The sequence below is a fragment of the Streptomyces sp. NPDC031210 genome (assembly GCF_055570395.1).
In genome coordinates, this window is sequence record NZ_JBVIHH010000025.1 from 1 (window position 1) to 24554 (window position 24554).

At 75.4% G+C, this 24554-nt stretch carries 20 protein-coding genes; 6 read left to right on the forward strand and 14 right to left on the reverse strand.

Annotated elements, in window-relative coordinates:
* Window positions 1-100: 100 nt before the first annotated feature.
* Window positions 101-706 carry a hypothetical protein gene (locus ACZ45Z_RS31230; protein WP_468369614.1) on the forward strand — a complete coding sequence of 202 codons (606 nt, stop codon included), beginning with the start codon at window positions 101-103 and terminating at the stop codon, window positions 704-706.
* 45 nt (window positions 707-751) lie between these two features.
* Here ACZ45Z_RS31230 and ACZ45Z_RS31235 read toward each other — a convergent pair whose 3' ends face one another.
* Window positions 752-2014, reverse strand: coding sequence for an APC family permease (locus ACZ45Z_RS31235; RefSeq protein ID WP_468369617.1), 1263 nt, complete (start codon window positions 2012-2014; stop codon window positions 752-754).
* Window positions 2015-2338: 324 nt separating this feature from the next.
* On the opposite strand from ACZ45Z_RS31235, the gene ACZ45Z_RS31240 reads away from it, so the two are divergent.
* The 5 genes from ACZ45Z_RS31240 to ACZ45Z_RS31260 all read left to right on the forward strand — a co-directional run bounded on the left by ACZ45Z_RS31240 (window position 2339) and on the right by ACZ45Z_RS31260 (window position 10360).
* A complete protein-coding gene (locus ACZ45Z_RS31240; protein ID WP_468369764.1) occupies window positions 2339-3532 on the forward strand; it encodes a PP2C family protein-serine/threonine phosphatase in 1194 nt (397 codons plus the stop codon).
* Window positions 3533-3636: 104 nt separating this feature from the next.
* Complete coding sequence (locus ACZ45Z_RS31245; protein WP_468369620.1) at window positions 3637-4194, forward strand: hemerythrin domain-containing protein; 558 nt, start codon at window positions 3637-3639, stop codon at window positions 4192-4194.
* A gap of 52 nt (window positions 4195-4246) precedes the next feature.
* The gene (locus ACZ45Z_RS31250; protein WP_468369623.1) at window positions 4247-7339 is read left to right on the forward strand and encodes an FAD-binding and (Fe-S)-binding domain-containing protein; all 3093 of its coding nucleotides are present in this window, start codon (window positions 4247-4249) and stop codon (window positions 7337-7339) included.
* Window positions 7340-7454: 115 nt separating this feature from the next.
* Window positions 7455-9266: a thiamine pyrophosphate-requiring protein gene (locus ACZ45Z_RS31255; RefSeq protein WP_468369625.1), complete on the forward strand. Its 1812-nt coding sequence runs from the start codon at window positions 7455-7457 to the stop codon at window positions 9264-9266.
* Window positions 9267-9346: 80 nt separating this feature from the next.
* Window positions 9347-10360, forward strand: coding sequence for an SDR family oxidoreductase (locus tag ACZ45Z_RS31260; protein ID WP_468369628.1), 1014 nt, complete (start codon window positions 9347-9349; stop codon window positions 10358-10360).
* Between the two features lie 47 nt (window positions 10361-10407).
* Here ACZ45Z_RS31260 and ACZ45Z_RS31265 read toward each other — a convergent pair whose 3' ends face one another.
* The 13 genes from ACZ45Z_RS31265 to ACZ45Z_RS31325 all read right to left on the reverse strand — a co-directional run bounded on the left by ACZ45Z_RS31265 (window position 10408) and on the right by ACZ45Z_RS31325 (window position 24269).
* Window positions 10408-11388, reverse strand: a complete 981-nt coding sequence (locus ACZ45Z_RS31265) for an iron-containing redox enzyme family protein (RefSeq protein WP_468369630.1) — start codon at window positions 11386-11388, stop codon at window positions 10408-10410.
* 96 nt (window positions 11389-11484) lie between these two features.
* Window positions 11485-12420 (reverse strand): glycosyltransferase family 2 protein, encoded by a 936-nt coding sequence (locus ACZ45Z_RS31270; RefSeq protein WP_468369633.1) that lies wholly within the window; start codon window positions 12418-12420, stop codon window positions 11485-11487.
* Between the two features lie 75 nt (window positions 12421-12495).
* Complete coding sequence (locus ACZ45Z_RS31275; protein ID WP_468369767.1) at window positions 12496-13344, reverse strand: glycosyltransferase family 2 protein; 849 nt, start codon at window positions 13342-13344, stop codon at window positions 12496-12498.
* A 101-nt stretch (window positions 13345-13445) separates the two neighbouring features.
* The gene (gene rfaE2, locus ACZ45Z_RS31280; RefSeq protein ID WP_468369636.1) at window positions 13446-14849 is read right to left on the reverse strand and encodes a D-glycero-beta-D-manno-heptose 1-phosphate adenylyltransferase; all 1404 of its coding nucleotides are present in this window, start codon (window positions 14847-14849) and stop codon (window positions 13446-13448) included.
* 61 nt (window positions 14850-14910) lie between these two features.
* Entirely contained in the window at window positions 14911-15540 is a 630-nt protein-coding gene (locus ACZ45Z_RS31285) for a D-sedoheptulose-7-phosphate isomerase (RefSeq protein ID WP_468369638.1), read from the reverse strand.
* 112 nt (window positions 15541-15652) lie between these two features.
* Window positions 15653-16894: a glycosyltransferase gene (locus ACZ45Z_RS31290; RefSeq protein ID WP_468369640.1), complete on the reverse strand. Its 1242-nt coding sequence runs from the start codon at window positions 16892-16894 to the stop codon at window positions 15653-15655.
* Window positions 16891-17856, reverse strand: coding sequence for a glycosyltransferase (locus tag ACZ45Z_RS31295; protein ID WP_468369643.1), 966 nt, complete (start codon window positions 17854-17856; stop codon window positions 16891-16893). The genes ACZ45Z_RS31290 and ACZ45Z_RS31295 overlap by 4 nt, the downstream gene beginning before the upstream one ends.
* The gene (locus ACZ45Z_RS31300; RefSeq protein WP_468369645.1) at window positions 17853-18968 is read right to left on the reverse strand and encodes a glycosyltransferase family 9 protein; all 1116 of its coding nucleotides are present in this window, start codon (window positions 18966-18968) and stop codon (window positions 17853-17855) included. The genes ACZ45Z_RS31295 and ACZ45Z_RS31300 overlap by 4 nt, the downstream gene beginning before the upstream one ends.
* Window positions 18965-19675 carry a D-glycero-alpha-D-manno-heptose-1,7-bisphosphate 7-phosphatase gene (locus ACZ45Z_RS31305; protein WP_468369770.1) on the reverse strand — a complete coding sequence of 237 codons (711 nt, stop codon included), beginning with the start codon at window positions 19673-19675 and terminating at the stop codon, window positions 18965-18967. The genes ACZ45Z_RS31300 and ACZ45Z_RS31305 overlap by 4 nt, the downstream gene beginning before the upstream one ends.
* A gap of 2 nt (window positions 19676-19677) precedes the next feature.
* On the reverse strand, window positions 19678-20748 hold the full coding sequence (locus ACZ45Z_RS31310) for a glycosyltransferase family 2 protein (RefSeq protein WP_468369647.1): 1071 nt from the start codon (window positions 20746-20748) through the stop codon (window positions 19678-19680).
* Window positions 20745-22397, reverse strand: coding sequence for a carbamoyltransferase family protein (locus tag ACZ45Z_RS31315; protein ID WP_468369649.1), 1653 nt, complete (start codon window positions 22395-22397; stop codon window positions 20745-20747). Before ACZ45Z_RS31315 ends, ACZ45Z_RS31310 begins: the two co-directional genes overlap by 4 nt.
* Window positions 22398-22464: 67 nt before the next feature.
* On the reverse strand, window positions 22465-23427 hold the full coding sequence (locus ACZ45Z_RS31320; RefSeq protein ID WP_468369651.1) for an NAD-dependent epimerase/dehydratase family protein: 963 nt from the start codon (window positions 23425-23427) through the stop codon (window positions 22465-22467).
* Between the two features lie 194 nt (window positions 23428-23621).
* Window positions 23622-24269 (reverse strand): transglycosylase family protein, encoded by a 648-nt coding sequence (locus ACZ45Z_RS31325; RefSeq protein WP_468369652.1) that lies wholly within the window; start codon window positions 24267-24269, stop codon window positions 23622-23624.
* Between the last annotated feature and the right edge of the window lie 285 nt (window positions 24270-24554).

Sequence of the window (24554 nt, forward strand, 5' to 3'; positions counted from 1 at the left end):
CCCGGAGAACCGGGCGGCCACTCCTGCGAAGCCACTGAAGGCAAGAACCCATAAGCCACACCCGGCCCTCCCGGGCCAACTAACAACTTACGGAGAAGCCATGTCCCGTGTCCGTGTCCGCCACCGTTTCGTCCTCGCCGCCGCGGCCCTCACCGTCTGCGCCGCGACCGGGCTTGTGGGGGCGACGCAGGCGGCCACCGCCGCTGAAACCGGGCCCGCACCCGTACGCCACGCGGCCGCGCGGCAGACCGCCGACGAGCCCTCGCTCACCGGATCCGCCAAGCTCGCCCGCCGGCCGGGGGACAACGTCCATTTCACCTTCGACGCCCACGGGTTCGCCGACAAGGCCCGCGGCACCTTCCGCGCCAGCCACCACATCGGCAAGGACTGGGGCGGATACGCCACCGGCCGGATCGACTGCCTGCTGACCGGCGGCCCGGTCGCGGTCGCCACCGGCGTGGTGACCGAATCGCACTTCGAGAGCGCCTCCGGGCTGCCGGAGGTCGGCGACCTCAAGGGCAAGCGGTTCGGCTTCACCGTGCTGGACGCCGGCCGAAAGGACCGGCTGGGCTATAGCTGGGCCCTGGACGGGCTGCCGAAGAAGAGCGTCGGCAAGTGCCAGAGCACCGCACCTATCGAGACCACGGCGAAGGGCGGCTTCACGGTCCACCACTGGATGCCGCCGCGCGAGCCCGCCAAGGGCTGACCCGGCCGCCAGGCCCGGAAAGGCCACGCGGCGCCGGCGCGGGGCTCAGCGTCGGGCGGCGGCCCGGCGCACCCAGTAGACGGCGGCTCCGGCGGCCACCACCAGCGTGCCGGCGAGCACGGAAGCCGGCGGCAGCGCGAACGCCACCGTCGCGCAGCCCACCAGCCCCACCACGGGAACCGCCCACGGCGGGCGCCGCTCCGCCCGGGTGAGCGTGAGCGCGGCGGCGTTCGCGATGCCGTAGTAGACCAGCACGCCGAACGACGAGAAGCCGATCGCCGCGCGCACGTCCGCGGCGTAGGCCAGCACCGCGACGACCGCGCCGACGGCGAGTTCGGCCCGGTGCGGCACGTGGAAACGGGGATGGACGGCGGCCAGGGCGGCCGGCAGATGCTGGTCGCGGGCCATCGCCAACGTGGTGCGCGAGACACCGAGGATCAGCGCGAGCAGGGAGCCCAGAGCCGCCACCGCCGCCCCGGCCCGCACCACCGGGACCAGACCCGGGACACCGGCCGCGCGGACCGCGTCGGCCAGCGGCGCGTCGGCCCCCGCCAGTTGGGCCGGGCCGAGGACCGCCAGCACCGCGACGGCGACCGCCGCGTACACGACGAGGGTGAGGCCCAGGGCCAGCGGGATCGCCCGGGGGATGGTGCGCGCGGGGTCGCGGACCTCCTCGCCGAGCGTGGCGATCCGCGCGTACCCCGCGAACGCGAAGAACAGCGGCCCGGCGGCGCCCAGCACCCCGCCGGCGGTCGCGTCGGCGCCCATGTCCAGGTGGGCGGCTCGCGCGGTCCCGGTCGTCAGACAGGCGACGACCACCGCGGCGAGCACCCCCAGCACGACGGCGACCAGCACCCGGGTGAGCCAGGCGGACTTCCGCACCCCCGCGTAGTTGACGGCGGTCAGCGTCACCACGGCGGCGACCGCCACCGCGTGCGCCTGCCCCGGCCACGCGTAGAGGCCGACGGTGAGGGCCATCGCCGCGCACGAGGCGGTCTTGCCCACGACGAAGCTCCAGCCCGCCAGATAGCCCCAGAACGGGCCGAGCCGCTCCCGGCCGTAGACGTAGGTGCCGCCCGAGGCGGGGTAGCGGGCCGCCAGCCGCGCCGAGGACGTGGCGTTGCAGTACGCCAGGACCGCCGCGACGGCCAGACCGGCCAGGAGCCCCGAGCCCGCCGCGCCGGCCGCCGGTGCGAGAGCGGCGAAGACGCCCGCCCCGATCATCGACCCCAGCCCGATCGTCACGGCGTCGAAGACGCCCAGTCGCCGCCGCAGCCCGTCCGTTCCCGTCGGCACCGCCGAGCTCATCGCCACTCCTCGTACACCGGCCGGTCACCGGCAGGACCGACCCTGCTTTTCCCGGCGGCTCCCGGGTGGAAGACGCCGGCGCCCAGTCTGCCCGGCCGCGCCGCGCACCCGTAAAGGGAGCCGGGCACCGAAGCCGGCGGTCGCGGCGCGGTCCGCCGGTTGGCCGCCACGGATGGCGGGGGCGCCGGGAGGGCACTTGGATGGAGCAGACCATCCGCGGCGCCCGCCGAGCGACGACCTCCCGACCGTGCCGAGCCGGAAGCCCGAGAGCAGGAGGTGAGCGCCGTGACGGAGGACAGCCCCCCGGCGTGCGACGGCGAGACGATGCTCCAGGACTTCCTGGCGGACGTGCACACCACGGCGCCGACGAAACTGCCCGCCCTGGTCGACCGCTACGCGGCCACGCTCGGCCTGCGCCGGGCCGTGATCTACCTCGTCGACCTCCAGCAGCGCCTCCTGTCACCCCTGCTGGGCGGGGAACCGCTGCGTGTCGACTCCTCGATGGCCGGCTGGGCGTACCGCACCCTCGGGCTCCGCGTCGAGGAGAGCCGCAGCGGCGTGCTGACCGTCTGGCTGCCGCTCGTGGACGGCGTGGAACGGCTGGGCGTCGTGGGCCTGGAGATGGACGTCCTCGACGCCGTCCGGCTGCGCCGCTGCCAAACGCTCGCGGCCGTCCTGGCGATGGCGATCACCTCCAAGCGGGCCCTCAGCGACCGGCTCATCCAGACCGCCCGCACCGAGCCGATGACGCTGCCCGCGGAAATGGTCCGCGCCCTGCTGCCACCGCGCACCATCGGCGGCGAACGGGCCGTCTCGACCGCCGTCCTGGAGCCGGCCTACGAACTGGGCGGGGACGCCTTCGACCACTCGCTGACGGAGACGACGCTGCACGCCGTGATCCTGGACGCGATGGGCCACAACCTCGCGTCGGGCCTGACCACGGCCATCGCCATGGCGGGCTGCCGCAGCGCCCGCCGGATGGACGCCGGGCTGCCCGAACTCGTCCGTACCGTCGACGACGTGCTCGCCGAATGGCTCCCGGACCAGTTCTGCACCGGGATCGCCGCCCAGCTCGACCTGGACAGCGGGCTGCTGAGCTGGTGCAACTGCGGCCACCCGCCACCGCTGCTGATCCGCGACCACCGCGTCCTGGAGGACGCCCTCGACCGGCCCGGCGAACCGCCGATGGGCATGCCGGCCACCCTCGCCGAGACCGCCCGCGAGGTCCACAAGGTGGCGCTGGAGCCCGGCGACCGGGTCCTGCTCTACACGGACGGCGTGACCGAGGCGCGGACGCCCGGGGGCGCGCGGTTCGGCCTGGAGGGCTTCACCGACACCATCATCCGGGCCACCGCCGCCGGCGAACTCGCCGCAGAGGCGCTGCGCCAGCTCATCCACTCGATCCTGGAGCACCAGGACGACCGGCTGGGTGACGACGCCACGATCCTGCTCATCGAATGGTGCCCGCCCGACGACACGACCTGGCGTCCCCCGGACCCGCCACGGCATCCGGCCTAATCCCTGCGAACGGGGCGTTATGGGCCGGGCGGTAGGGGGCACCCGTTCCGGTGGCGCCCCGGAGGGTCCGGTGGCGCGGCCGCGTCGGAAGGCGGGAACCATCCATGGGCCACGGCGGAGACGTCATCGCGGAGCTGACCCGCGACCACCAGGAAGTCGGCGAACTCTTCGACCGAATCGAGGCGGTGGCGCCGGGAGCGGCCGAGCGCAGGCGCCTGGTCGACCGTCTGACGATCGAACTGGTGCGGCACTCGGTGGCCGAGGAGGAGCATCTCTACCCGGCCGTCCGCAGGTACCTGCCCGACGGAGACGCCCTCGCCGACAAGGAGCTGGCCGACCACGCGCGGGTGGAGGAACTGCTGAAGGCCCTGGAGAAGGTCGACGCCGCCGACCCCGACTTCAACCACCTCATCGTCAAGCTGCGCAACGAGATCTTCGCGCACGTCAGGGACGAGGAAGGCCACCTGTTCGCCCAGCTCCGGGGCGCGTGCGCCCCGGAGGATCTCCAGGCGCTGGGCGAGAAGGTCCGCGCCGCCAAGAAGCTCGCCCCCACCCGTCCGCACCCCGCCGCGCCCGACACGCCGCCGGCCAACAAGCTGCTGGCGCCCGGCGCCGGACTGGTCGACCGCGCCCGGGACTTCGTCACCGGCCGGGGCAGGTAGCCGTCACGGCCGGCCGCGAAGAGGAATGCCAGCCGCGACGAGGAAGGGTGACATGGCCGCAGGCAAGGCCGCCAGGCGCGGCGGGGGGACCGGGGCGGGGGCGGCGGACGTCGACATCGCGGGACTGCGGGCGGCGCTGACCGAGCGCGTCGCCGGTGAGGTGCGGTTCGACGCCGGAACCCGCGGCGCCTACGCCACCGACGCCTCCAACTACCGGCAGGTGCCGATCGGTGTGGTCCTCCCGCGCGACGTCGAGGACGGCGCCGCGGCGGTCGAGGTCTGCGCGCGGTTCCGGGCGCCCGTCCTCTCCCGCGGCGGCGGCACCAGCCTGGGCGGGCAGTGCACCAACACCGCGGTCGTCATCGACTGGACGAAATACTGCGACCGGCTGGTGTCCGTCGACGCCGAACGGCGCACCTGTGTGGTCGAGCCGGGCATCGTCCTGGACGAGCTGAACCGCCAACTCGCCCCGCACCAGCTCCAGTTCGGTCCCAAACCCGCCACCCACAGCCATTGCGCGCTGGGCGGGATGATCGGCAACAACTCCTGCGGGGCCTCGGCGCAGGCGTACGGCAAGACCGCCGACAACGTCCGCCGGCTGGAGATCCTGACGTACGACGGAACGCGCATGTGGGTCGGCCCCACCTCGGAGGAGGAGTTCGCCCGCACCCTCGCAGGCGGCGGCCGCCCGGCCGAACTGTACGAAGGGCTCCGCGACCTCGCCGACCGCTACCGGGGCGACATCCGGCGCGGCTTCCCCCGCATCCCCCGCCGGGTCTCCGGCTACAACCTCGACGCGCTGCTGCCGGAGAACGGATTCGACCTGGCCCGGCTGCTGGTCGGCAGCGAAGGCACCCTGGTGACGGTCCTGCGCGCCGAACTCGACCTCGTCCCGGTGCCGCCGGCCGACGCCATCCTCGTCCTCGGCTACCCCGACATCTGCGCCGCCGCCGACGACGTGCCACGCCTGCTGGAACACGGCAACCCCACCCAGCTCGAAGCCCTCGACGGCCGGATGGCGCAGCTCATGCGCGAAGAGCACGCCTACCTCGATTCCCTGGCCGGCTTCCCCGAGGGCGAGAGCTGGCTGCTGCTCCAGTTCAGCGGGCCGGACCAGGAGAGCGTCGACGAGGAGGGCCGCGCCCTGCTGCGGGCCCTGGGGCGGGGCGAGGACGAGCCCACCGTGACCTTCTCCGACGACCCGCGCCGCGAGCAGAGGATGCTCAAGGCCCGCGAGGCCGGCCTCGGGGTGACCGCCCGGCCGCCGGACGACCGCGAGACCTGGGAGGGGTGGGAGGACTCCGCCGTGCCCCCCGAACGCCTCGGGGACTACCTGCGCGACCTCAAGAAGCTCTTCGCCGAATTCGACTACGACCACCCCGCCCTCTACGGACACTTCGGCCAGGGATGCGTCCACACCCGCATCCCCTTCGACCTCAAGACGGCCGAAGGCGTCGCCGCCTTCCGGCGCTTCATGGAGCGCGCCGCCGACCTGGTCGCCTCCTACGGCGGGTCGCTCTCCGGCGAGCACGGCGACGGTCAGGCGCGCGGCGAGCTACTGCCACGGATGTTCGGCCCGCGGCTGGTCCACGCCTTCGAGGAGGTCAAGTCCCTCTTCGACCCCGGCAACCGGATGAATCCCGGCAAGGTCGTCGCCCCCCACCGGCTCGACGACCACCTGCGGCTGGGGCCGCACTGGCACCCCCAGACCCCCGACACGCGGTTCGGCTACCCCGACGACCAGCACTCCTTCACCACCGCGGCCCTGCGCTGCGTCGGCATCGGCAACTGCCGTTCCCACTCCGGCGGCGTGATGTGCCCCTCCTACCGGGCGACGGGAGAGGAGGAGCACTCCACCCGCGGCCGGGCCCGGCTGCTGTTCGAAATGCTCGGCGGGCACCCCGACTCACCCGTCACCGACGGCTGGCGCTCCACCGAGGTCCGCGACGCCCTCGACCTGTGCCTGGCCTGCAAGGGCTGCAAGTCCGACTGCCCCGTCGGCGTCGACATGGCCACCTACAAGGCGGAGTTCCTCTCCCACCACTACGCCGGGCGGCTGCGCCCCGCCGCGCACTACGCGCTGGGCTGGCTGCCGCTGTGGGCACACCTCTCCCGCCTCGCGCCGCGCCTGGCCGACGCCGCCCTGGGCGCGCCCGGACTCGCCCGGCTCGCCAAGCGCCTGGCGGGCGTCGCCCCCGGCCGCGACGCGCCGGTCCTCGCCCCGCAGTCCTTCCTCCAGTGGTGGCGCGCGCGGGGAACCCCCGAACCGGACCCGGCCGACCCCCGCACGATCGTGCTGTGGCCGGACACCTTCAGCACCTTCTTCCACCCGCACATCGCCCGCAGCGCGGTCCGCGTGCTGGAGGACGCCGGCTTCCGCGTCGCCGTCCCCACCCGGCCCGTGTGCTGCTCCCTGACCTGGATCTCCACCGGGCAACTGGCCACCGCCCGGCGTGTGCTGCGCCGCACCCTCGACGTGCTGCGCCCGTGGATCGAGGCCGGCACCCCCGTCATCGGCCTGGAGCCGTCGTGCACCGCCGTCTTCCGCGCCGACGCCCCCGAGCTGATGCCCGGCGACGAGGACGTCCAGCGGCTGGCCCGCCGGTTCCGTACCTTCTCCGAACAGCTCGTCAACCACGCACCCCCCGGCTGGCGGCCGCCCCGGGTGACCCGGACGGCCACCGTGCAGACGCACTGCCACCAGCACGCCGTCCTCAAGGACGACGCCGACCGCGAACTCATGCGCCGCGCCGGCATCGACGCCGACGTCCTGGACGCCGGATGCTGCGGACTGGCCGGCAACTTCGGTTTCGAACGCGGCCACCACGCGTTGTCGGTGAAGATCGGGGAACAAGGAGTGCTGCCCGCCGTGCGGGACACCGCGCCCGGCGCCCTGGTGCTCGCCGACGGGTTTAGCTGCCGTACGCAGATCGAACAGGGCGGCACCGGCCGGCGCGCGCTGCACCTGGCCGAGGTCCTCGCGCTCGGCCTCGGCGAACACCTGCCCGCCGACCATCCGGAAAAGCTCGCCGACCGCCCCGAGCGCTCCGCGCGCGACGCCCGCCTGGTCACCGCCGGCGCGGTCGCCGCCCTCGGCGCCCTGGCCGCCGGCACCCGCATAACCCTGCGCCGGAGGCGGAGTTGAGCCCGCCCCCCGGCCCCCGCCGGCCGCCGACCGGCCGCGCCCCCGCAGTCCACGCCCGACCCGGCCGCCGGGCCCACCCGCCCGAGCCGGTGATCCGAGAGGAAGACCCGTGTCGATGAAGGTTTCCGATTACATTCTCCAGCGACTGCGTGAATGGGACGTCGAGCACGTCTTCTCCTACGCCGGAGACGGCATCAACGGCCTGCTGGCCGCCTGGGGCCGGGCCGACAACAAGCCGGTGTTCGTCCAGGCCCGGCACGAGGAGATGGCCGCGTTCGAGGCCGTGGGATACGCCAAGTTCTCCGGCCGGGTCGGAGTGTGCGCCGCGACCTCGGGCCCGGGCGCCATCCACCTGCTCAACGGCCTCTACGACGCCAAGCTCGACCACGTACCGGTCGTCGCGATCGTCGGACAGACCAACCGCAGCGCCATGGGCGGCTCCTACCAGCAGGAGGTCGACCTGCTGAGCCTGTTCAAGGACGTCGCCTCGGACTTCTGCGAGATGGCGACCGTGCCCGAGCAGTTCCCCAACGTCATCGACCGGGCCGTGCGCACCGCCTACGCCAAACGGACCGTCACCGCCGTCATCGTCCCCGCCGACGTGCAGGAACTGGACTACTCCCCGCCCACCCACGCGTTCAAGATGGTCCCCTCCAGCCTCGGTATCGCCCCCTACGCGCCCGTCCCGGCGGACACCGAGATCTCGCGTGCCGCCGAAGTCCTCAACTCCGGCGAGAAGGTCGCCATGCTGATCGGCCAGGGCGCCCGCGGGGCCCGCGCCGAGGTCGAGGAAACCGCCGGAGTGCTCGGCGCCGGCGTGGCCAAGGCGCTGCTCGGCAAGGACGCGCTGCCCGACGACCTGCCCTACGTGACCGGCGCGATCGGCCTGCTCGGCACCCGGCCCTCCTACGAGCTGATGCGGGACTGCGACACCCTCCTCGTCATCGGATCCAGCTTCCCCTACACCCAGTTCATGCCCGAACTGGACCAGGCCCGGGCCGTGCAGATCGACATCGACCCGCACATGATCGGCCTGCGCTACCCCTTCGAGGTCAACCTCGTCGGCGACGCCCGCGAGACCCTCACCCGCCTGCTGCCGCAGCTCAAGCGGAAGAAGCACGGGGCGTGGCGCAAGAAGATCGAGAAGGACACCGCCCGCTGGTGGGAGGTCATGGAACGGCGCGCCGCCGTCGAAGCCGACCCCATCAACCCCGAATACGTCGTGCACGCCCTCGACGCCCTCCTGCCCCACAACGTCATCCTCGCCGCCGACTCCGGCTCCGCCGCCAACTGGTACGCCCGCCACCTGCGGATGCGCGGCACCATGCGCGGCTCGCTGTCCGGCACCCTCGCCACCATGGGGCCCGGCGTGCCCTACGTCATCGGCGCGAAGTTCGCCCACCCCGACCGGCCGGCCCTCGCGATCGTCGGCGACGGCGCGATGCAGATGAACGGCATGGCCGAACTCATCACCGCCGCCAAGTACTGGAAGGAGTGGCAGGACCCGCGGCTGATCGTCGCCGTCCTCAACAACCAGGACCTCAACCAGGTCACCTGGGAGATGCGCGCCATGTCCGGGGCCCCGCAGTTCCTGCCCTCCCAGTCGATCCCCGACGTGCCCTACGCCGACTTCGCCCGCTCCATCGGCCTGGACGGCATCCGCGTGGAGAAGCCCGGCGAGGTCGAGGACGCCTGGAGCCAGGCGCTCGCCGCCGACCGACCGTTCGTGGTGGACTTCCGCACCGACCCCGCCGTACCGCCCATCCCCCCGCACGCCGACCTCGACCAGATCGAGGCCGCGGCCACCGCCATCGTCAAGGGCGACAGCGACCGGACCGGCATGATCCGCCAGGGGTTCAAGGCCAAGGTCCAGGAAATGCTCCCCGGTCACCGCCACCGCGACGACGGCGCGGGCCAGGACCGGTGAACCCGAACACGGCGGCCGGGCCCCGGGGGGAGCCCGGCCGCCGGCCCCGACCCACACGCCCTCGCCGGAGCAGGTAGGCCATGCCTCAGACAGTCGTGATCACCGGAGCGAGCGCGGGGATCGGCCGCGCCACCGCGCGCCTCTTCGCCCGCCGCGGCGCGAACATCGCCCTGCTCGCCCGCGGCCGGGCGGGCCTGGACGCCGCGGCCGCCGAGGTCGAGGAGCTGGGCGGCCGGGCGCTCGCCGTACCCACCGACGTCGCCGACCACGCGCAGGTCGAAGCCGCCGCCCAGGCAACCGAGGACGCCTTCGGCCCGATCGACGTCTGGATCAACGTCGCCTTCACCTCGGTCTTCGCGCCCTTCACCGAGATCGAACCCGAGGAATACCGGCGGGTCACCGAGGTCACCTACCTGGGCTTCGTCAACGGCACCCGGGCCGCCCTGACCCGGATGCTGCCCCGTGACGCGGGCACCGTCGTCCAGGTCGGCTCCGCGCTCGGCGCCCGCTCCGTGCCCCTCCAGTCGGCCTACTGCGGCGCCAAGCACGCCGTCAACGGGTTCACCTCCAGCGTGCGCACCGAGCTGCTGCACGACCGCAGCCGGGTACGGATCACCGTGGTGCAGATGCCGGCCGTCAACACCCCGCAGTTCGCCTGGGTGCGCTCCAGGCTGCCGGGCGAACCGCGCCCGGTGGCGCCGATCTACCAGCCCGAGGTCGCCGCCCGCGCGGTCGTGTACGCCGCGGACCACCCCGGCCGCAAGCAGTTCTACGTCGGCGCCAGCACCCTCTTCGCGATCGTCGCCGAGAAGATCGCGCCCGGCGCGCTCGACCGCTACCTCGCCCGCACCGGCTACGCCTCCCAGCAAGGCGGCCGGCACGTCCGGGCCGGGCGGCCGGACAATCTCTGGCAGCCGGTGGACGACGCCGGGGGCCGGGACTTCGGCGCCCACGGCACGTTCGACGAAAGCTCCCACGCGCACGCCCCCCAGGCCGTTCTCGCCCGCCACCCCGCCGCGCTCTTCGCCGCACTGGCGGGCGCCGGTGTCGCGGTCGGCGCGGTGTCGCGGGGCAGGGCGCGGCGCGGCCGCTGACCGGAGCCGCTGACGGCCGAGCCGCTACAGAGGGCCGGCCGATCCCGCTACAGCGGGCCGGCCAACGAGGACTCGCCCGCCCGCCAGGAGCGCAGCAGGTGCTCCTCCAGGCGGTCCTCGACCCAGCCGGTGGCCGCCGCGCCGAAGGCCACGTCGGCCGCGAGCGCCGGCTCCTCGCGCAGCAGCCCCGCGACGACCTCACGCCGCACGAGCTGCTCGTGCACGGCGTCCGCCTCCACGTGCTCGGTGTAGAAGCCCACGGCCGCCGGGCCGGCGTCCAGCCGCCGCATCGCCTCCGCGAGCCGGCGGGAGCCCGGCGAGGAGGTGATCTCCACCCAGGCGAAGTGGCCCACCAGCGCCCCGCGGTGGGCGCGGTGCAGACCGAACAGCGACATGAGGTTGACCACGGCGAGCATCTGACGCGATCCGGCGCCGAAGTAGCGGCCGTAGGAACTGTCCAGGCCCAGGTCGTCCATCAGAGCGGCGAAGAGCCGCGCGTGGACCCGTTCGCCGCGCCCCGCCCCGAACTCGTCGTACTCCACCGCGGCCATCGCCGCCTTGGCCGCGCCCGTCAGCCGGGGAATCACCCACACCTGCGGGTCGGCCTCCTTGAGGTGGTACAAGGAGCGCTGCGCGGCGTATTCGCGCAGATGGCGGCGTTCCCCCTCGTCGCGCAGGAAGTGTGAGACGCCCGCACCGTCGGGCGAATCCACCAGCAGGTCCGCCAGCACCTCATCCACGCCGCCGGGCGGGGGCACGTCCGCGCGCAGCGCGCCGAGGAAGCCGTCCTCCAGCGCGGCCCGCAGCCGCAGCAGGTCCGGATCCCATTCCCATCCGTCGTCCACCGCGTCGAAGCCCCGGTAGTGCAGCTCGTAACACAGCGCCAGCGCGCTCTGGAGGTCGTCGCCGTAGGGATCTGCGGCCCGCACGGCACTGTCGTCGGGCAGTACGGCGCTCCCGGGCGCCCGGCCGAGGGCGGCGATGACCGCCGCGGACAACTCCCCACGGGGCGACGGAAGATCCACCATGCCTCCTTGGCCTGCCGGCGAATGATCAGTGCGCGGGTACCCGGGCGCGGACCCCGGAAACGCGCGCCGGCGGGCGCCCCGCCTCGGCCGGGATCCTCAGCCGAGGTAGCGCCGCGCGGCCGACTCCCGCTGCGGCGTCTCCAAAAGGCGCAGCCGCCGCTCGACCTCGCGCGGCAGTCGCCGCCGCTCCCGGACCACCCACGGCAGCCCGGCGGCCGCCTCGCCGAACGCCGCCGCCGACACCGCGTCCCGTGGCACGGTCGAGGCGAGCGAGAGCGTCCTGCGCACGGCGGCGGGCAGCGGTCTGCGCAGCCACGTGAACCACAGCGTGTTCCGGATGCCCTGGCGGCGGCGGAGCGTGGCGTCGCGGTGCGGCGAGGCCCGGTGATGGATGGTGAGCTCCTCGGCGTAGGCCAGCCACCAGCCGGCCGCCGCGAGATCGGCGGCCAGCAGCTCTTCCTCGCCGCCGAGGACGAGGCGGGGGGAGAAGCCGCCCGCCGCGCGGAAGGCGTCGGTCCGCAGGACCGTCGCGGCGGCCAGGAACGAGCCCAGCGCCGGACCGGGCAGCCAGGCGGGGGCGGGCAGCGGCGAGTCGCGCAGCTCCTGGACGATGGGGTCCTCCCACGGGCCGTCCCCGTCGCCGCCCGGCGTGGGCGGTCCGTCCGGGTGGGCGTGGACGAGGATGCGCGCCGTCACCGCGCCCAGCCCGCCGTGCGCGTCCAGCAGGTCGGCCGCGCGGGCCAGCGCCCCCGGCTCCCACCACGAGTCGTCGTCGCAGAACGCCAGATAGGGCGTGGTGGCCTCGCGCGCGGCGAGGTTGCGGCCCACCGCCCCGAGGTTGCGGTCCAGGGCGAGCAGCCGCGCGCCCAGCGGATGCCGGCGCGCCGCCGGGCCGGTGCCGTCGCAGGAATGGTTGTCGACCACGATGACGGGCGGCCGCTCGGGGAGTTCGGCCAGCCGGTCCAGGGTGTGCAGCAGGTCCTTCTTCCGGTCGCGGGTGATGACGATGACGGTGGTCCGCGGGTCGGTCACGGCGGGCTCCTCGGTCGGCGGCGGGCGGGCCGGGCGCGGTCGGACACCCGGCGCGGGTGGGCGGCGCGGGGCGCCTCAGGGACCCGGTTCCAGGGCCTGGACCCGGCGTTCGACCCAGGGCGGCAGCCGGCGGCGGCGGGCGAGCGCGGCCGGCAGCCTGCGCACCGCCCCGGCCAGCGCCGACCGCGCCACCGGGTCGCGGAGGGCGTCCAGCGCGAGGTGGGCGGTGCGGGCCAGGGCGTGCCGCAGGGGGCGGCGCAGCCAGGCGGTGAGCAGCTCGTTGCGGCGTACGAGCGCGGTGCGTCCCGGCCGGGGCGCGCCGTCCGCGGCGTCGGGCTGGTGCCGGGCGACGACGTCGGGGCAGTACGCCACGCCCCACCCGTCCGCTTCGAGGTCCATGGCCAGCAGCGATTCCTCGGCCCCGAAATGCAGCACCGGGTGGAAGCCGCCCACCGACAGCAGCGCCGTCCGCCGCAGCACCGCCGCGCAGGCCAGGAAGCCGAGCACCGAGGGGCCGGGCAGGTCCGGGTCGCGGCCCAGCGGCGACGCGGCGAGCACCGCGTCCAGCGGGTCGGGGACGGCGGCCGGGCCCACCCGGGTCGAGGCGACGGCCAGCCCCAGTCGGGGATGCGCGTCGAACAGCTCCACCGCGCGGGCCAGCGCCCCCGGCTCCCACCACGAGTCGTCGTCGCTGAACGCGATGTAGGGGGTGGCCAGCGCGGCGGCGCCGAACGTGCGGCCGACCGCGCCCAGGTTGCGGCCCGGGGTCAGCACCCGCACGCCCGGGTACCGCTCGCGTACCGCGTCCGCGGTGCCGTCCGAGGAGCCGTTGTCGACCACCACCACCGGCGGGGCCTCCGGCAGCCGCGTCAGCTCCTCCAGCGTGCGCAGCAGGCTCGCGCGGCGGTCACGGGTGATCACCACGACGCCGACGCGGGAGTCCGGCGGCCCGGCCGGGGTGCCCGCCGCGGCGCCGCTCGCCGCCTCCTGGCCGGACTGCCGCCGGTGCCCGGTCCGCCCGGCGCTCACCGGCGGTCTCCCGGCCGGGGGGCGGCGGCGAGCGCGGCGCGCTCGGCCAGGGCGGTGGTCGAGCGGCCGTCGAGATAGGGCAGGACCAGCGCCTGGCCGCCCCACTCCTCCAGCGTGGCCGCCTCCGGCAGCGCGTCGACGGTGTAGTCGCCGCCCTTGACCCACACATCCGGCCGCAGTCGGCGCAGCAGTTGCACGGGGGAGTCCTCGTCGAACACCGCCACCGCGTCGACGCTGCCCAGCCCGGCCAGTACCCGCGCCCGGTCGGCCGCCCGGGTCAGCGGGCGGCCCGGCCCCTTGAGCCGGGTCACCGACGCGTCGGAGTTGAGGCAGACGATGAGGCAGTCACCGATCCGCCGGGCGCTCTCCAGCAGGCCGACGTGCCCGGCGTGCAGCAGGTCGAAGCAGCCGCCGGTGGCGACGACGGTGCCGCCGCGGGCCCGTACGGAGCGGGCCAGGGCGAAGGGGTCGGTGTGCCGGGCCGCGGCCCGGTCGGTGTCCGGCGGGGCGCTGTCCCACAGGGAGCGGCTGCCGGTGCCGCCCGCGGCGACGAAGTCCGCGGCCTCGGCGACGGCCAACTGCACCGCTTCCTCCGGCAGCGCGCCGTCCGCGAGGGCGGCGGCCGCCGTCGCCGCGAAGCAGTCGCCGGCCCCGCACGGATCGCCGTCCGCCCGGTAGGGCGCGGGCACCAGCATCGGGGAGTCGCTGCCGGCCCGCGCGAGCAGCGCGCCCCGGGCGCCGAGCGTCACCGCGACCGCCGCCGCCCGCCACCGCGCGGCCAGACGCGCGCCCCGTGCCGCGTAGGCGTGCAACGACTGGTCCTCGCCCGAGGTCAGCGCGCGGGCCTCGGCCGCGTTCGGTGTCACCAGCCGCGCACCGGCCACCGGCGCCCCGCCCCTGGGGTGCGGATCCCACAGCAGCGGGCCGCGGCGGGCGGCCGCGGCGAGCTCCTCGCCGACCACCGCCGCCGTACCGCGGCCGTAGTCGGCGACGAGCACCGCGTGGGCGCGGGCGAGTGCGGCACGTACGCGCGGACCGGGCTCGCCGGGCGTGCCGCCGCCCCGGTCGAAGCGCACCAGGGGTCGTTTGCCCGCCAGGACGCGGGTCTTCTCGGGCAGCGTGCCCTCCAGCGGGATCTCCACCAGGCGTACCCGGCCGCGCAGCGAGCGGCGGACCACCTCGCTGGCCGGGTCGTCGCCGAGGGCGGTCACCAGCGTCACGTCGCGGCCGTCGCGCGCGGCGAGGACGGCGGCCAGCCCCGCCCCGCCCGGGCGGCTGCGGTCGTCGGCCACATCGACGACCGGGGCGGGCGCGTCCGGGGCGAGCCGCGACGCCTCACCGGTCAGGTCCCGGTCCAGCAGCGCGTCGCCCACCACGACCAGGGGCTGACGGCCGCTCATGGCCGGCCCCGGCGTGTCGCGCGGCGCGGCCGGCCGGGGCCGGCGGCGCGGTGGTGGCGGTTCATACGGCTCCCTCCCGGTGCGCCACGGCGTGCTCGGCCAGGATGGTCGCGGTCGGCGCCGGCGCCGCGTCGAAGTTCTCGCACAGGATGTGCAGCGCGATCAGATGGGCCTCCTGCACCGTGGCGGAGCTGGGCGAGTCGACGCACAGCGCCTCGTCGGCGGCCTCGGCCAGCGGGTTGGGCCGGGGGCCGGTCATCGCCCACACCCGCAGCCCCGCCTTGCGGCCGGTCTCGGCGGCGGCCAGCAGGTTGGCGCTGCGGCCGGACGTCGACAGCAGCACCAGCACGTCGCCGGGCCGGCCGTGCGCGGCGACCTGCCGGGCGTAGACCTGCTCGAACCCGTAGTCGTTCGCTATGGCCGTCACGCTGGAGGTTTCGGCGTGCAGCGCGACGGCGGAGTAGGCGGGGCGGTCGTGCTGGTAGCGGCCGACCAGTTCGGCCGTCAGATGCTGGGCCTGGGCGGCGCTGCCGCCGTTGCCCGCGGCCAGCAGCCGGCCGCCCGGTGGCAGTACGGCGCGCAGGTGGGCGCCCCACGTGGCGAGCTGGCGCAGGTTGTGCCGGCGCAGCCGGCCCAGTGCCTCCTCCAGCGACCGGCAGTGCTGCTGTGCGGTATCGAGGGAATGGCTCATGGCGCGTCGGGCCGCTCCGTCCGCGCACCGGCGGCGGTCGGGCCCGCACCTCCTTCGGTCGTCTGCGGTCGGTGACGGCTGGCCGCCGTCGGGACGCGAGGGCTGACGGGCGTCAGGCCACTTCCGTCACGGCCGGCCGTGGGGAGAGCAGACCGCGGTAGACGGTTTCGGTCGCCGCCGCGACGGTGTCCCAGCCGTACCGGGCCAGGACCCGCCGCCGGCCCGCGGCGCCGCAGGCGGCCCGGTGCTCGGGGTCGGCGAGGAGTTCGCCGACGGCGTGCGCCAGGGCGGCGGGATCGCCGGGCGGCACCAGCCGGCCCGAGACGGTGTCGACGACCGTGTCGAGCTGCCCGCCGACGGCGGTGGCCACCACCGGGGTGCCGCACGCCATCGCCTCCAACGGCACGATCCCGAACGGCTCGTAGTCCGCCGGGCACAGCACCACGTCGGCGGCGCGCAGCAGCGGCGGTACGTCCTCGCAGGGCACGCCGCCGATGAAGCGCACCCGGTCGGCGACCCCCGCCGCCCGGCTCAGGCCGCGCAGCCGCCGCACCTCCGGGTCCTGTTCGAGTTCGTCGACGGGCGGCCCGCCGGCGATGACGAGTTCGGCCTCGGGCAGCCGGGCCAGCGCCGCGACCGAGACGCCCGCCCCCTTGCGCGGCACCAGCCGGCCGAGCTGGAGCAGCAGGGGCCGCACCGAACTGCGGTCGGCCACCGGCCCGTCGGGGGTGAAGTGCTCGGTGTCCACCCCGCACGGCACCACGCTGATCTTCCGCGACGGGATGCCCATCCGGCCCAGCTCGGTGACCTCGTCCCGGCAGGTCGCGATCACCTGGTCGCAGCCCTCGCCCACCGCGACCTCGGAGACGATACGACTGCGGGGACTGGTGTCACTGTCCTGCTGGTGCCGCCGCTTGACCGTGCCCAGCGCGTGGTACGTGTGGGCGAGCGGCAGGCCCACCTCACCCACCGCCTGGAGGGCGGCCAGGCCCGACATCCAAAAGTGCGAGTGGACGACGTCGGGCGGCCGCGCCCGCCACTCCTCGGCCAGGAAGCGGCCGAAGGACGGCATGTAGGGCAGCAGGGAATCCTTCGGCACGTGGCAGGGCGGGCCCGCCGTGACGTGCCGGACGGTGACCCCCGGGCGCAGCGGGACCTCGTCCGCCGGGCCGGGGGAGTCCCGCCGGGTGTAGACGGTCACCCGGTGCCCGCGGTCGGCCAGGGCGCCGGCCAGCCGCGCCACATGGACGTTCTGGCCACCGGCGTCCACTCCGCCCAAAACCGCGAGGGGGCTCGCGTGTTCGGAGACGAGCGCGATGGACAGGGGCGGCGTGACTGTGCCGAGGGGGTTCATGCGATTACCTCCGTCATCAGGCGTTCCCAGTCGTGCAGGAAGCGCTTGAGGCCGTATCGGCCGAGAGCGGCCTGGCGGGCCCGCGCGCCGTCCTCGGCCGCCGCCTCGGGCTCGGCCAGGTAGGTACGGACGGCGCGCGCCAGGATCTCGGGGCGGTTGGACAGCACTCCGGCGCCGGGCGGCACCGCTTCGACGGCCTCGGTCGTGGCGAGCGTGACCACCGGCATCCCCAAGTGCATGGCCTCGAGCAGCGACAGACCGAGCGAGGTCCAGCGCACCGGATGCAGATAGACCCGCCGCTCGGCCAGCGCGCCGTGCAGCTCCCCCTGTGGCAGGTCGGCGGTGCGGCAGCGGTCCGGGGACAGCCCGAGGTGCTCGGCGAGCCCCCCGGTGCGCATCCCGAACACGTCCAGCGGCGCCGCGGCCGCCAGCCCGGGCAGCAGGTCGGTGCCCACGGTCCGGCCGCGCCGGATCGGCTCGTTGACGACGACGGCGGCGCGCGGGAGCCGGCCGGTGTAGCGGTGGCCGGGGTCGACGATGCCGTGCTCGATGACCTCGGCGCGGGTGCCGCCGTTGTCCCAGAACAGCCGGTTGAAGTGGGTGACGTGCACCAGCACCAGGTCGTCGCGGTCGGCGCAGGGGTGGCGGGTGTGCGGCACGTCCCCGTCGGGCGCGTTGTGCTCCAGGTAGACGGCGGGCACGTCCCGGCCGGGGCGGCGCCCGCCCAGCCAGCGCTCGGCCAGCTCCGCTTCGTGCGGACGCTGAAGGACGACCAGGTCCACGGGCGTGTCACGCAACTGCTCCGGCGTTCTCTCCACCACCGAATCGGGCCAGGGGAAGGTACGGGCCCGGCCCAGGCCGTCGGGCCCGCGGTCGGGGGTGACCGGCACCAGGTAGGTGTGCGGTCCCTGGACGAACGCGGTCGTCCAGGAGCCGTGCACATGCCACAGCAGGATGTTCATACCGTCGCCCCTCGCTCCGTATCGGTCGCCGCGTGTGTGGTCTTCGCCCCCTGCGCGGGGGCCGGCGCCCGGCCGGGCGCCGGTGGTCGGTCGGCCCGGCCCCGGCCGGCCATCCGGGCCACTGCGCCCAGGACGTCGGCGTCGGTGACCGCGTCGAGGCAGGGATGCCCGGGCACCGGGCAGCGGCGCGCCCGGCTGGCCGCGCACGGCGCGTCCTGGTCGCCCAGCAGGACGTGCGGCACGCCGTACGGCGCCCACAGGGCGGCCGGCACCACCGGGGCGAAGAGGCAGACGACGGGGGTGCCCACGGCGGCGGCCAGGTGCGCCGGGCCGGTGTTGCCGACCACCACCGCCCGCGCCCCGGCCAGCACACCCGCGAGCTGGTGCAGGTCGGTGCGCCCGCCCAGGTCCAGCGCGTGGTCACCGGCCACGGCGGCGGTCAGCTCCCGTTCACCGGGGCCGCCGGTGACGACGACGCGATGGCCCGCCGCGGAGAGCGCCGCCGCGGCCCGTGCCGCGCGACCCGCGCTCCAGGCGCGGGCCGGTACCGCGGCTCCCGGGTGCAGTACCACGTACGGGCCGCGGCCGGTGAGCTGTGTGGTGTCCGGCGGGGCGACGATGCGCAGGCCGCCCTCGTCGTCCGGCGGCAGCGCGAACCCGGCGTCCCGCGCCAGGTCCAGCGCCGCCTCCGCCTCGTGCCGGTCCGGCTCGCGCCGGTGGCGCAGGTCCAACAGGGCGCCCGGGTAGTCGACGCTGTCGGCCGCGGTCCAGGGGATGCCGGCCAGCTTCAGCAGCAGCGCCGCGGGCAGCGGGCTCTGGTGGTACGACACCAGCACCAGCGCCCGGTCGTACCGTCCGGCGGCGAGCGTGTCGACCAGGGCGTCGGTGGTCCGCCGGTTCACCGGCGCGGGCCGCAGACCCACCCACGGCGCGTCGTGCACCAGCACCTCGTCCACCCCCGGCAGCAGCCGCGCCGCCCGCTCGCCCAGCGGGCCGCACAGCAGCGCGGTGTGGGAGGAGCCCGCGGCGACGGCGCGCAGCGCGGGACCGGCGAGCAGCACATCGCCCGCACTGTCCAGGCGGACGACGAGAGTGCGCGGAGCGGCGGTCATCCGGAGACCTCCTCGGCGTCCCGGTCCGTCAGCAACAGGCGTACGGCGCCCGGCAGATCGGCCGCGCGCAGCGGGGCGGCCGCGCACTCCGCCGCGCGGGTCACCGGGGTCGGCACCAGCACCGCGCGCGCCCCCGCGGCCCGGGCCGCGCCCACGTCGGCGCCGATGTCACCGATGACGGCGGTGTCGGCCGGCGCGACACCGAGGTGGCGGCAGGCGGCCAGCACCAGTCCCGGCGCGGGCTTGCGGCAGCCGCAGCCGTCCGCCGGCCCGTGCGGGCACACCGCCCAGACGTCGAACGTGCCCAGCAGCGCCTCCACTCGGCGCTGCACCGCCTCCACCTGGGCGCGGCCGATCAGCCCCCGCGCCACGCCGGACTGGTTGCTGACCACGCCCACCGCGATGCCCCGCGCCCGCAGCGCGTCCACCGCTTCCCGCGCCCCGGGCATCGGCGTGACCAGCGCCGGGTCGCCGTTGTAGGGCACGTCGGCGACCAGCGTGCCGTCACGGTCGAAGAGCACCGCCGCCGGCCAGGGACCGGTGACGGGCGCGGGCACGTGCGGGCCGGGGGCGTACAACCAGGGTCCGCCGGACGGCCCGCCGCCGTCCTGCGGCGCCTCGCGTACGGGACGCGAGGGGCCGCGGGAAGCGTCGGGCGGCCGGGTTCCCGGCCCGGTGGCCGCGGTGGTCGGCGGGAAGACGTCCATGGTCACACCCGCTCCGGAGCCGGCACCGGCCGGGCGTCGCGCGGCGCGAGGATTTCCTGCGGGCCCAGGGGAGTGGTGTGGCGGTGCCGGACCAGGCCGCGCAGCCAGTGCGCGACGGCGGCGGGCGGGATGAGGGCACTGGTGGCCGTCATCGTCGCGACCTCCTCGCGGGTACGGGGCCCCGGCGCGATCCGGGCCCAGGCGAACTCCGCGGTGCCCGCGAGCCAGCCGGCGCCCAGGGCGAGCGCGGCCCGCCGCCGGCCGGCCGCGGCGCACACCAGCGCGGCACCGGCCGCGGCCGTCACCGCCAGGTGGCCGGGCAGCCGGCCGCGCGGGGCCCCGGCGCGGCGCCACCAGTCCCGGCCGTGCCGCCGGTTCATCAGCACGTCGTCGGCGTTGCCGGCCTGGAGCCGGACGGAGACCCAGCGGTCGGCGGGGCGCACCGGGTGGGTGGTGCGGCGCTCGCCGGAGGCCAGCGTCCAGCCCGCGGCCAGCACCCGCAGGGCAAGGTCCGCGTCCTCCCGGAAGGCGCGCCGGAAGCGTTCGTCGAAGCCGCCGACGCACTCCAGCGCCTCGCGCCGGTAGGCCATGTCGGCGGTGATCCAGCGGGCGGTCGCCAGGCCCGCGGTGTTGCGTTCCCAGTCCGTGGGCTCGCGCTCCGACGGCAGCGGCACGCTGATCCGGGCCGTGACACCGGCGGTGCGGGGCGAGGCGGCGGCGAGATCGGTGGCGAGTTCCGCGGCCCAGGAAGGCCCGGGGATCACGTCGTCGTCGAGGAAGACGATCCACGGCGTCAGGTCGGTGGCCCGCCAGCCGGTGTTACGGGCGGCGGCCGGGCCGCGGGCGCCGCCGGGCACGGTCTCGGTCCGCTCGCGCAGCGCCCGGGGAATCTCCACGGGCAGGGGCGCGCAGTCGTCCAGGGGACGGTCGTCGACGAGCACCACCCGGCGCGGCGCGGGCCCCTCGGCGTCGGCCAGTGCCCGCAGGCAGGCGCCGAGGCTGGGCCGCCCCAGCGTGGGGATCACGACGGTGTAGCCGGCGGCCTCGGCGGTCTCTCCCTCCGGCGCGCTCATCGGACGCCTCCCGCGAAGAAGTCCGGACGCCGGACCGCGAACGGCCCGATGGCCAAGAGGTCGACGGGGGTCGAGCCGAAGCACTCCAGCGCGTCCCGCGGGTCGTCGACCATGGGCCGGCCCGCCGTGTTCAGGCTCGTGTTGACGACGACCGGGAGCCCGGTGAGCCGCTCGAACTCGGTGAGCATCCGCGCCACCAGCGGCTCGTCGGCCGGATCGACGGTCTGGATCCGGGCGGTGCCGTCCACGTGCACCACCGCCGGAATGCGGGTCCGCCACTCGGGCGCCACCTCGTGCACGAAGAGCATGTAGGGGCTGGGCAGTTGCCCGTCGAAGATCTGCCCGGCCCGGTCGGCGAGCACCATGGGCGCGACCGGCCGGAACTGCTCGCGGCCCTTGACGTCGTTGAGCCGCTCCAGGTTCGCCGAGTGCCCCGGGTGCGCCAGCAGGGAACGGTGCCCCAGCGCCCGCGGCCCGTACTCCGAACGCCCCTGGAACCAGGCGACGACGGCGTTGTCCGCGAGGGCCCGGGCGACGGTGGCGGCGATGTCGTCGGGCCGGTCGAAGGGGACCGCGGCGGTCTTCAGCCAGGACTCCAGCTCCTCGTCCGACCACGCACGGCCCAGAGCCGCGCCCGGCATCGGCAGCGGTTCCTCACCGGCGTCGGCGCTCAGCAGCAGCGCGGCGCCCAGGGCGGTGCCCGCGTCCCCGGCGGCCGGCTGCACCCACACCCGGTCGAACGGGCCCTCCCGCGCGATCCGCGCGTTGGCCACGCAGTTCAGCGCCACCCCGCCGGCCAGCGTCAGGACCGTGTCGTGGGTGCGGCCGTGCAGCCAGCGGGTCAGGTCCAGCAGCGTCTCCTCCAGGCACGCCTGGGCGCTGGCGGCCAGGTCGGCGTGGTCCTGGTTCCAGGGCTCGTCGGGCCGGCGCGGCGCGCACAGTTCGCGCCACGGCACGCCGGTGGCGTGAAAGCCGCCGTCCGCCGTGGGATAGACGTGGCGGCGCAGCTCCGGCAGCATCCGGGGCCGGCCGTAGGAGGCGAGCGCCATCACCTTGAACTCGTCGGAGGAGCGCAGGAAGCCCAGATGCTCGGTCAGTTCCTCGTAGACCAGCCCCAGCGAGTGCGGCAGCTCCTGGCCCCGCAGCGGCTCCAGTTTGCCCTGCACGCGGTGCGCGGCCAGGTGCGAGGTCGCCTCGCCCCGGCCGTCGAGGACGAGGACGGAGGAGGTGTCGGCGTCCGGTGCGGCGAACGCGCCGGACGCCGCGTGCGCCATGTGGTGTGGCACGAAGCGCACCCGTTCGGGGTCGAGACCCGGCAGCGCGTCCGCCAGGAAGCCGGGGGCCTCGCGGGCGTAGGTCAGGCGCAGGTGGTCCCAGGGGTCGTCCAGGCCCATCTGCTCCGCGGGCCGGGCGAGCCCCGGGTCGAAGGAGTACGCGATCGCGTCGAGGTCCTGGGGGCGCAGCCCGGCCTGCGCCAGGCACCAGCGGGCGGCCTGCTCCGGCACCTCCCAGGCGGAGAAGGGCACCGGCCGCTTGCCGTGCTTGCGCCGCGAGAAGCGCTCCTCCTCGGCCGCGGCCACGGTGGTGCCGTCGATGACGAGGGCGGCGGCGGGGTCGTGGAAGAGGGCGTTGATTCCGAGAATGCGCATCACGTGTTCGCTGGCCTTTCGTCGAAGGGGGCGGCAGGTACGGTCCTGCGGGCGTCGCTCGACGGCGTCAGGTGGCGAGGTGCTCCCGGAACCAGGCGATGGTGCGGGCCAGACCCTCGCGGTGGTCCACGCGCGGCTCCCACTGGAGCTTGCCGCGGGCCATCGTGATGTCCGGGCAGCGGACGGCCGGGTCGTCGGTGGGCCGCTCGATGAAGCGGACGGTGGACCGCGAACCGCTCAAGTCGATGATCAGACGCGCGAGTTCCAGCATGGTGATCTCGGTCGGGTTGCCCAGGTTGACCGGGCCCCGCAGCTCGGAGGCCGCGGCGGCCAGGATGCCGCGCACGGTGTCGTCCACGTGGCACAGGGAGCGGGTCTGGCGGCCGTCGCCGGTGACGGTCAGCGGCTCGCCGGCCAGCGCCTGGCGGACGAAGGTGGGCACCGCGCGCCCGTCGTGGCCCCGCATCCGCGGGCCGTAGGTGTTGAACAGCCGCACGATGCCGGTGTCGGTTCCGTGCGCGGCGGCCTCGGCGGTCGTCAGGGCCTCGCCGAAGCGCTTGGCCTCGTCGTAGACGCTCCGGGGGCCGACCGGGTTGACGTTGCCCCAGTACGTCTCGCTCTGCGGGTGCTGCTGCGGATCGCCGTAGACCTCGGAGGTGGACGCCAGGAGGAAGCGGGCGCCGCTCGCGCGGGCCAGCGCCAGCACGTTGCGCGTGCCCAGACTGCCGGTCTCCAGCGTGTGCAGGGGGAGCCGCAGGTAGTCGGCGGGCGACGCGGGGGAGGCGAAGTGCAGGACGAGGTCGGGGTCGCCCTCGATGGTGAAGGGCTGGGCGACGTTGGCCTCGACCAGGGTGAACCCGGGCTGGTCCCGCAGGTGGGCTATGTTCTCCGGCGCGCCGGTGCTGAAGTCGTCGACGCACGTGACCGCCGCGCCCTGGGACAGCAGTGAGGCGCACAGATGCGAACCCACGAAACCTGCGCCACCGGTGACCACGGCGTGCTGCCAGTTCCGTGAAAGAGCGGTGTCCATGGGTCTCCTTAGCGTGATTCGATAGCCCGAGCCTCTCGATCAGGCTGGTACGAATCGCCCGGGGCGGCGAGGCGGCACCGGCCAGTCGGGTTAAGGAGGGCGAGCGGGGCGGCGGAGGCCGGGGCGCGCCGTGACGAGGACGTTCCCGGTGGCGACCCCGGCCATCGGGGGGCACCGCATCCGGTGACGTGCCGTCAGGAAATGCGCAGCTCCGTCCCGACCGCGAGCACGTCGGGGTCCGGGCCGATCACCTCCTGGTTGGCCCGGTGCAGCTCAGGCCAGCCGCCCGGCACCCCGTAGTGCAGCGCGATGGCCGAGAGCGTCTCGCCGGGCCGCACCGTGTGGGTCTGGCTGATGTTGTGCGTCCTCATCGGCGGTCCCGATTCCCGGGCGGCCGTATGGGTGTGGTGCGCGGGGCGTAGCGCCTTGGAACAGTGCGGCCAGGCGCTCCAGCCCTGTTTGGCGCGCACCGCCTCGGCGACCTTGATCTGCTGGCCGGGGGTGGCGAGGTCGGCGCGCGGAGCGTAGGCCAGCCCGCCGAACGCCTCCCAGGTGGCCTGACGGAACTGCAGGCCGCCGTAGTAGCCGTTGGAGGTGTTGCTGTCCCACTTGCCGCTGCTCTCGCACTCGGCGATGCACATCCACAGGCTGCGGCCCTCCCCGCACCGGGGGTATTCGTACCGCAGGGCGGCCCGGATGGCGCGAGACGTGACGCCGGCGACGGTGTCGTCCGGTACGGGCCGGTCGTGCGGCGGGGACGCGGCCTGCGTGGTCGCCGGGGAGGCGGCCACGAGGGTGACGAGAGCGATCAGGGACCGTCGGATTACCTGATTGACTGTCATCGCAGCACGCTAGGCACCGCCGCCCGCCGTTCCGGCGGAGCCGCGCCCGCAGCGCGGCGGCAGACCACCCGAACGGCGGGCGCGCTCCACCGGGCGGCCGTGCCTGGCGTGCGCGGCCGGTCACCGGCCCGGCGCGCCCAGGCCCCGCAACGCGCCGTCGAGCACCTCGCTGCGCGGCGGGCGGGCGGTGTGCGCCGCCGCCCGAGTCCGCCTTCGACGGCAAGCACGCGCCGGGCTGCCCGCCCCCCTCCCGCGCCTGTGTCGCCTCGCTCGTACCCGGCCGGC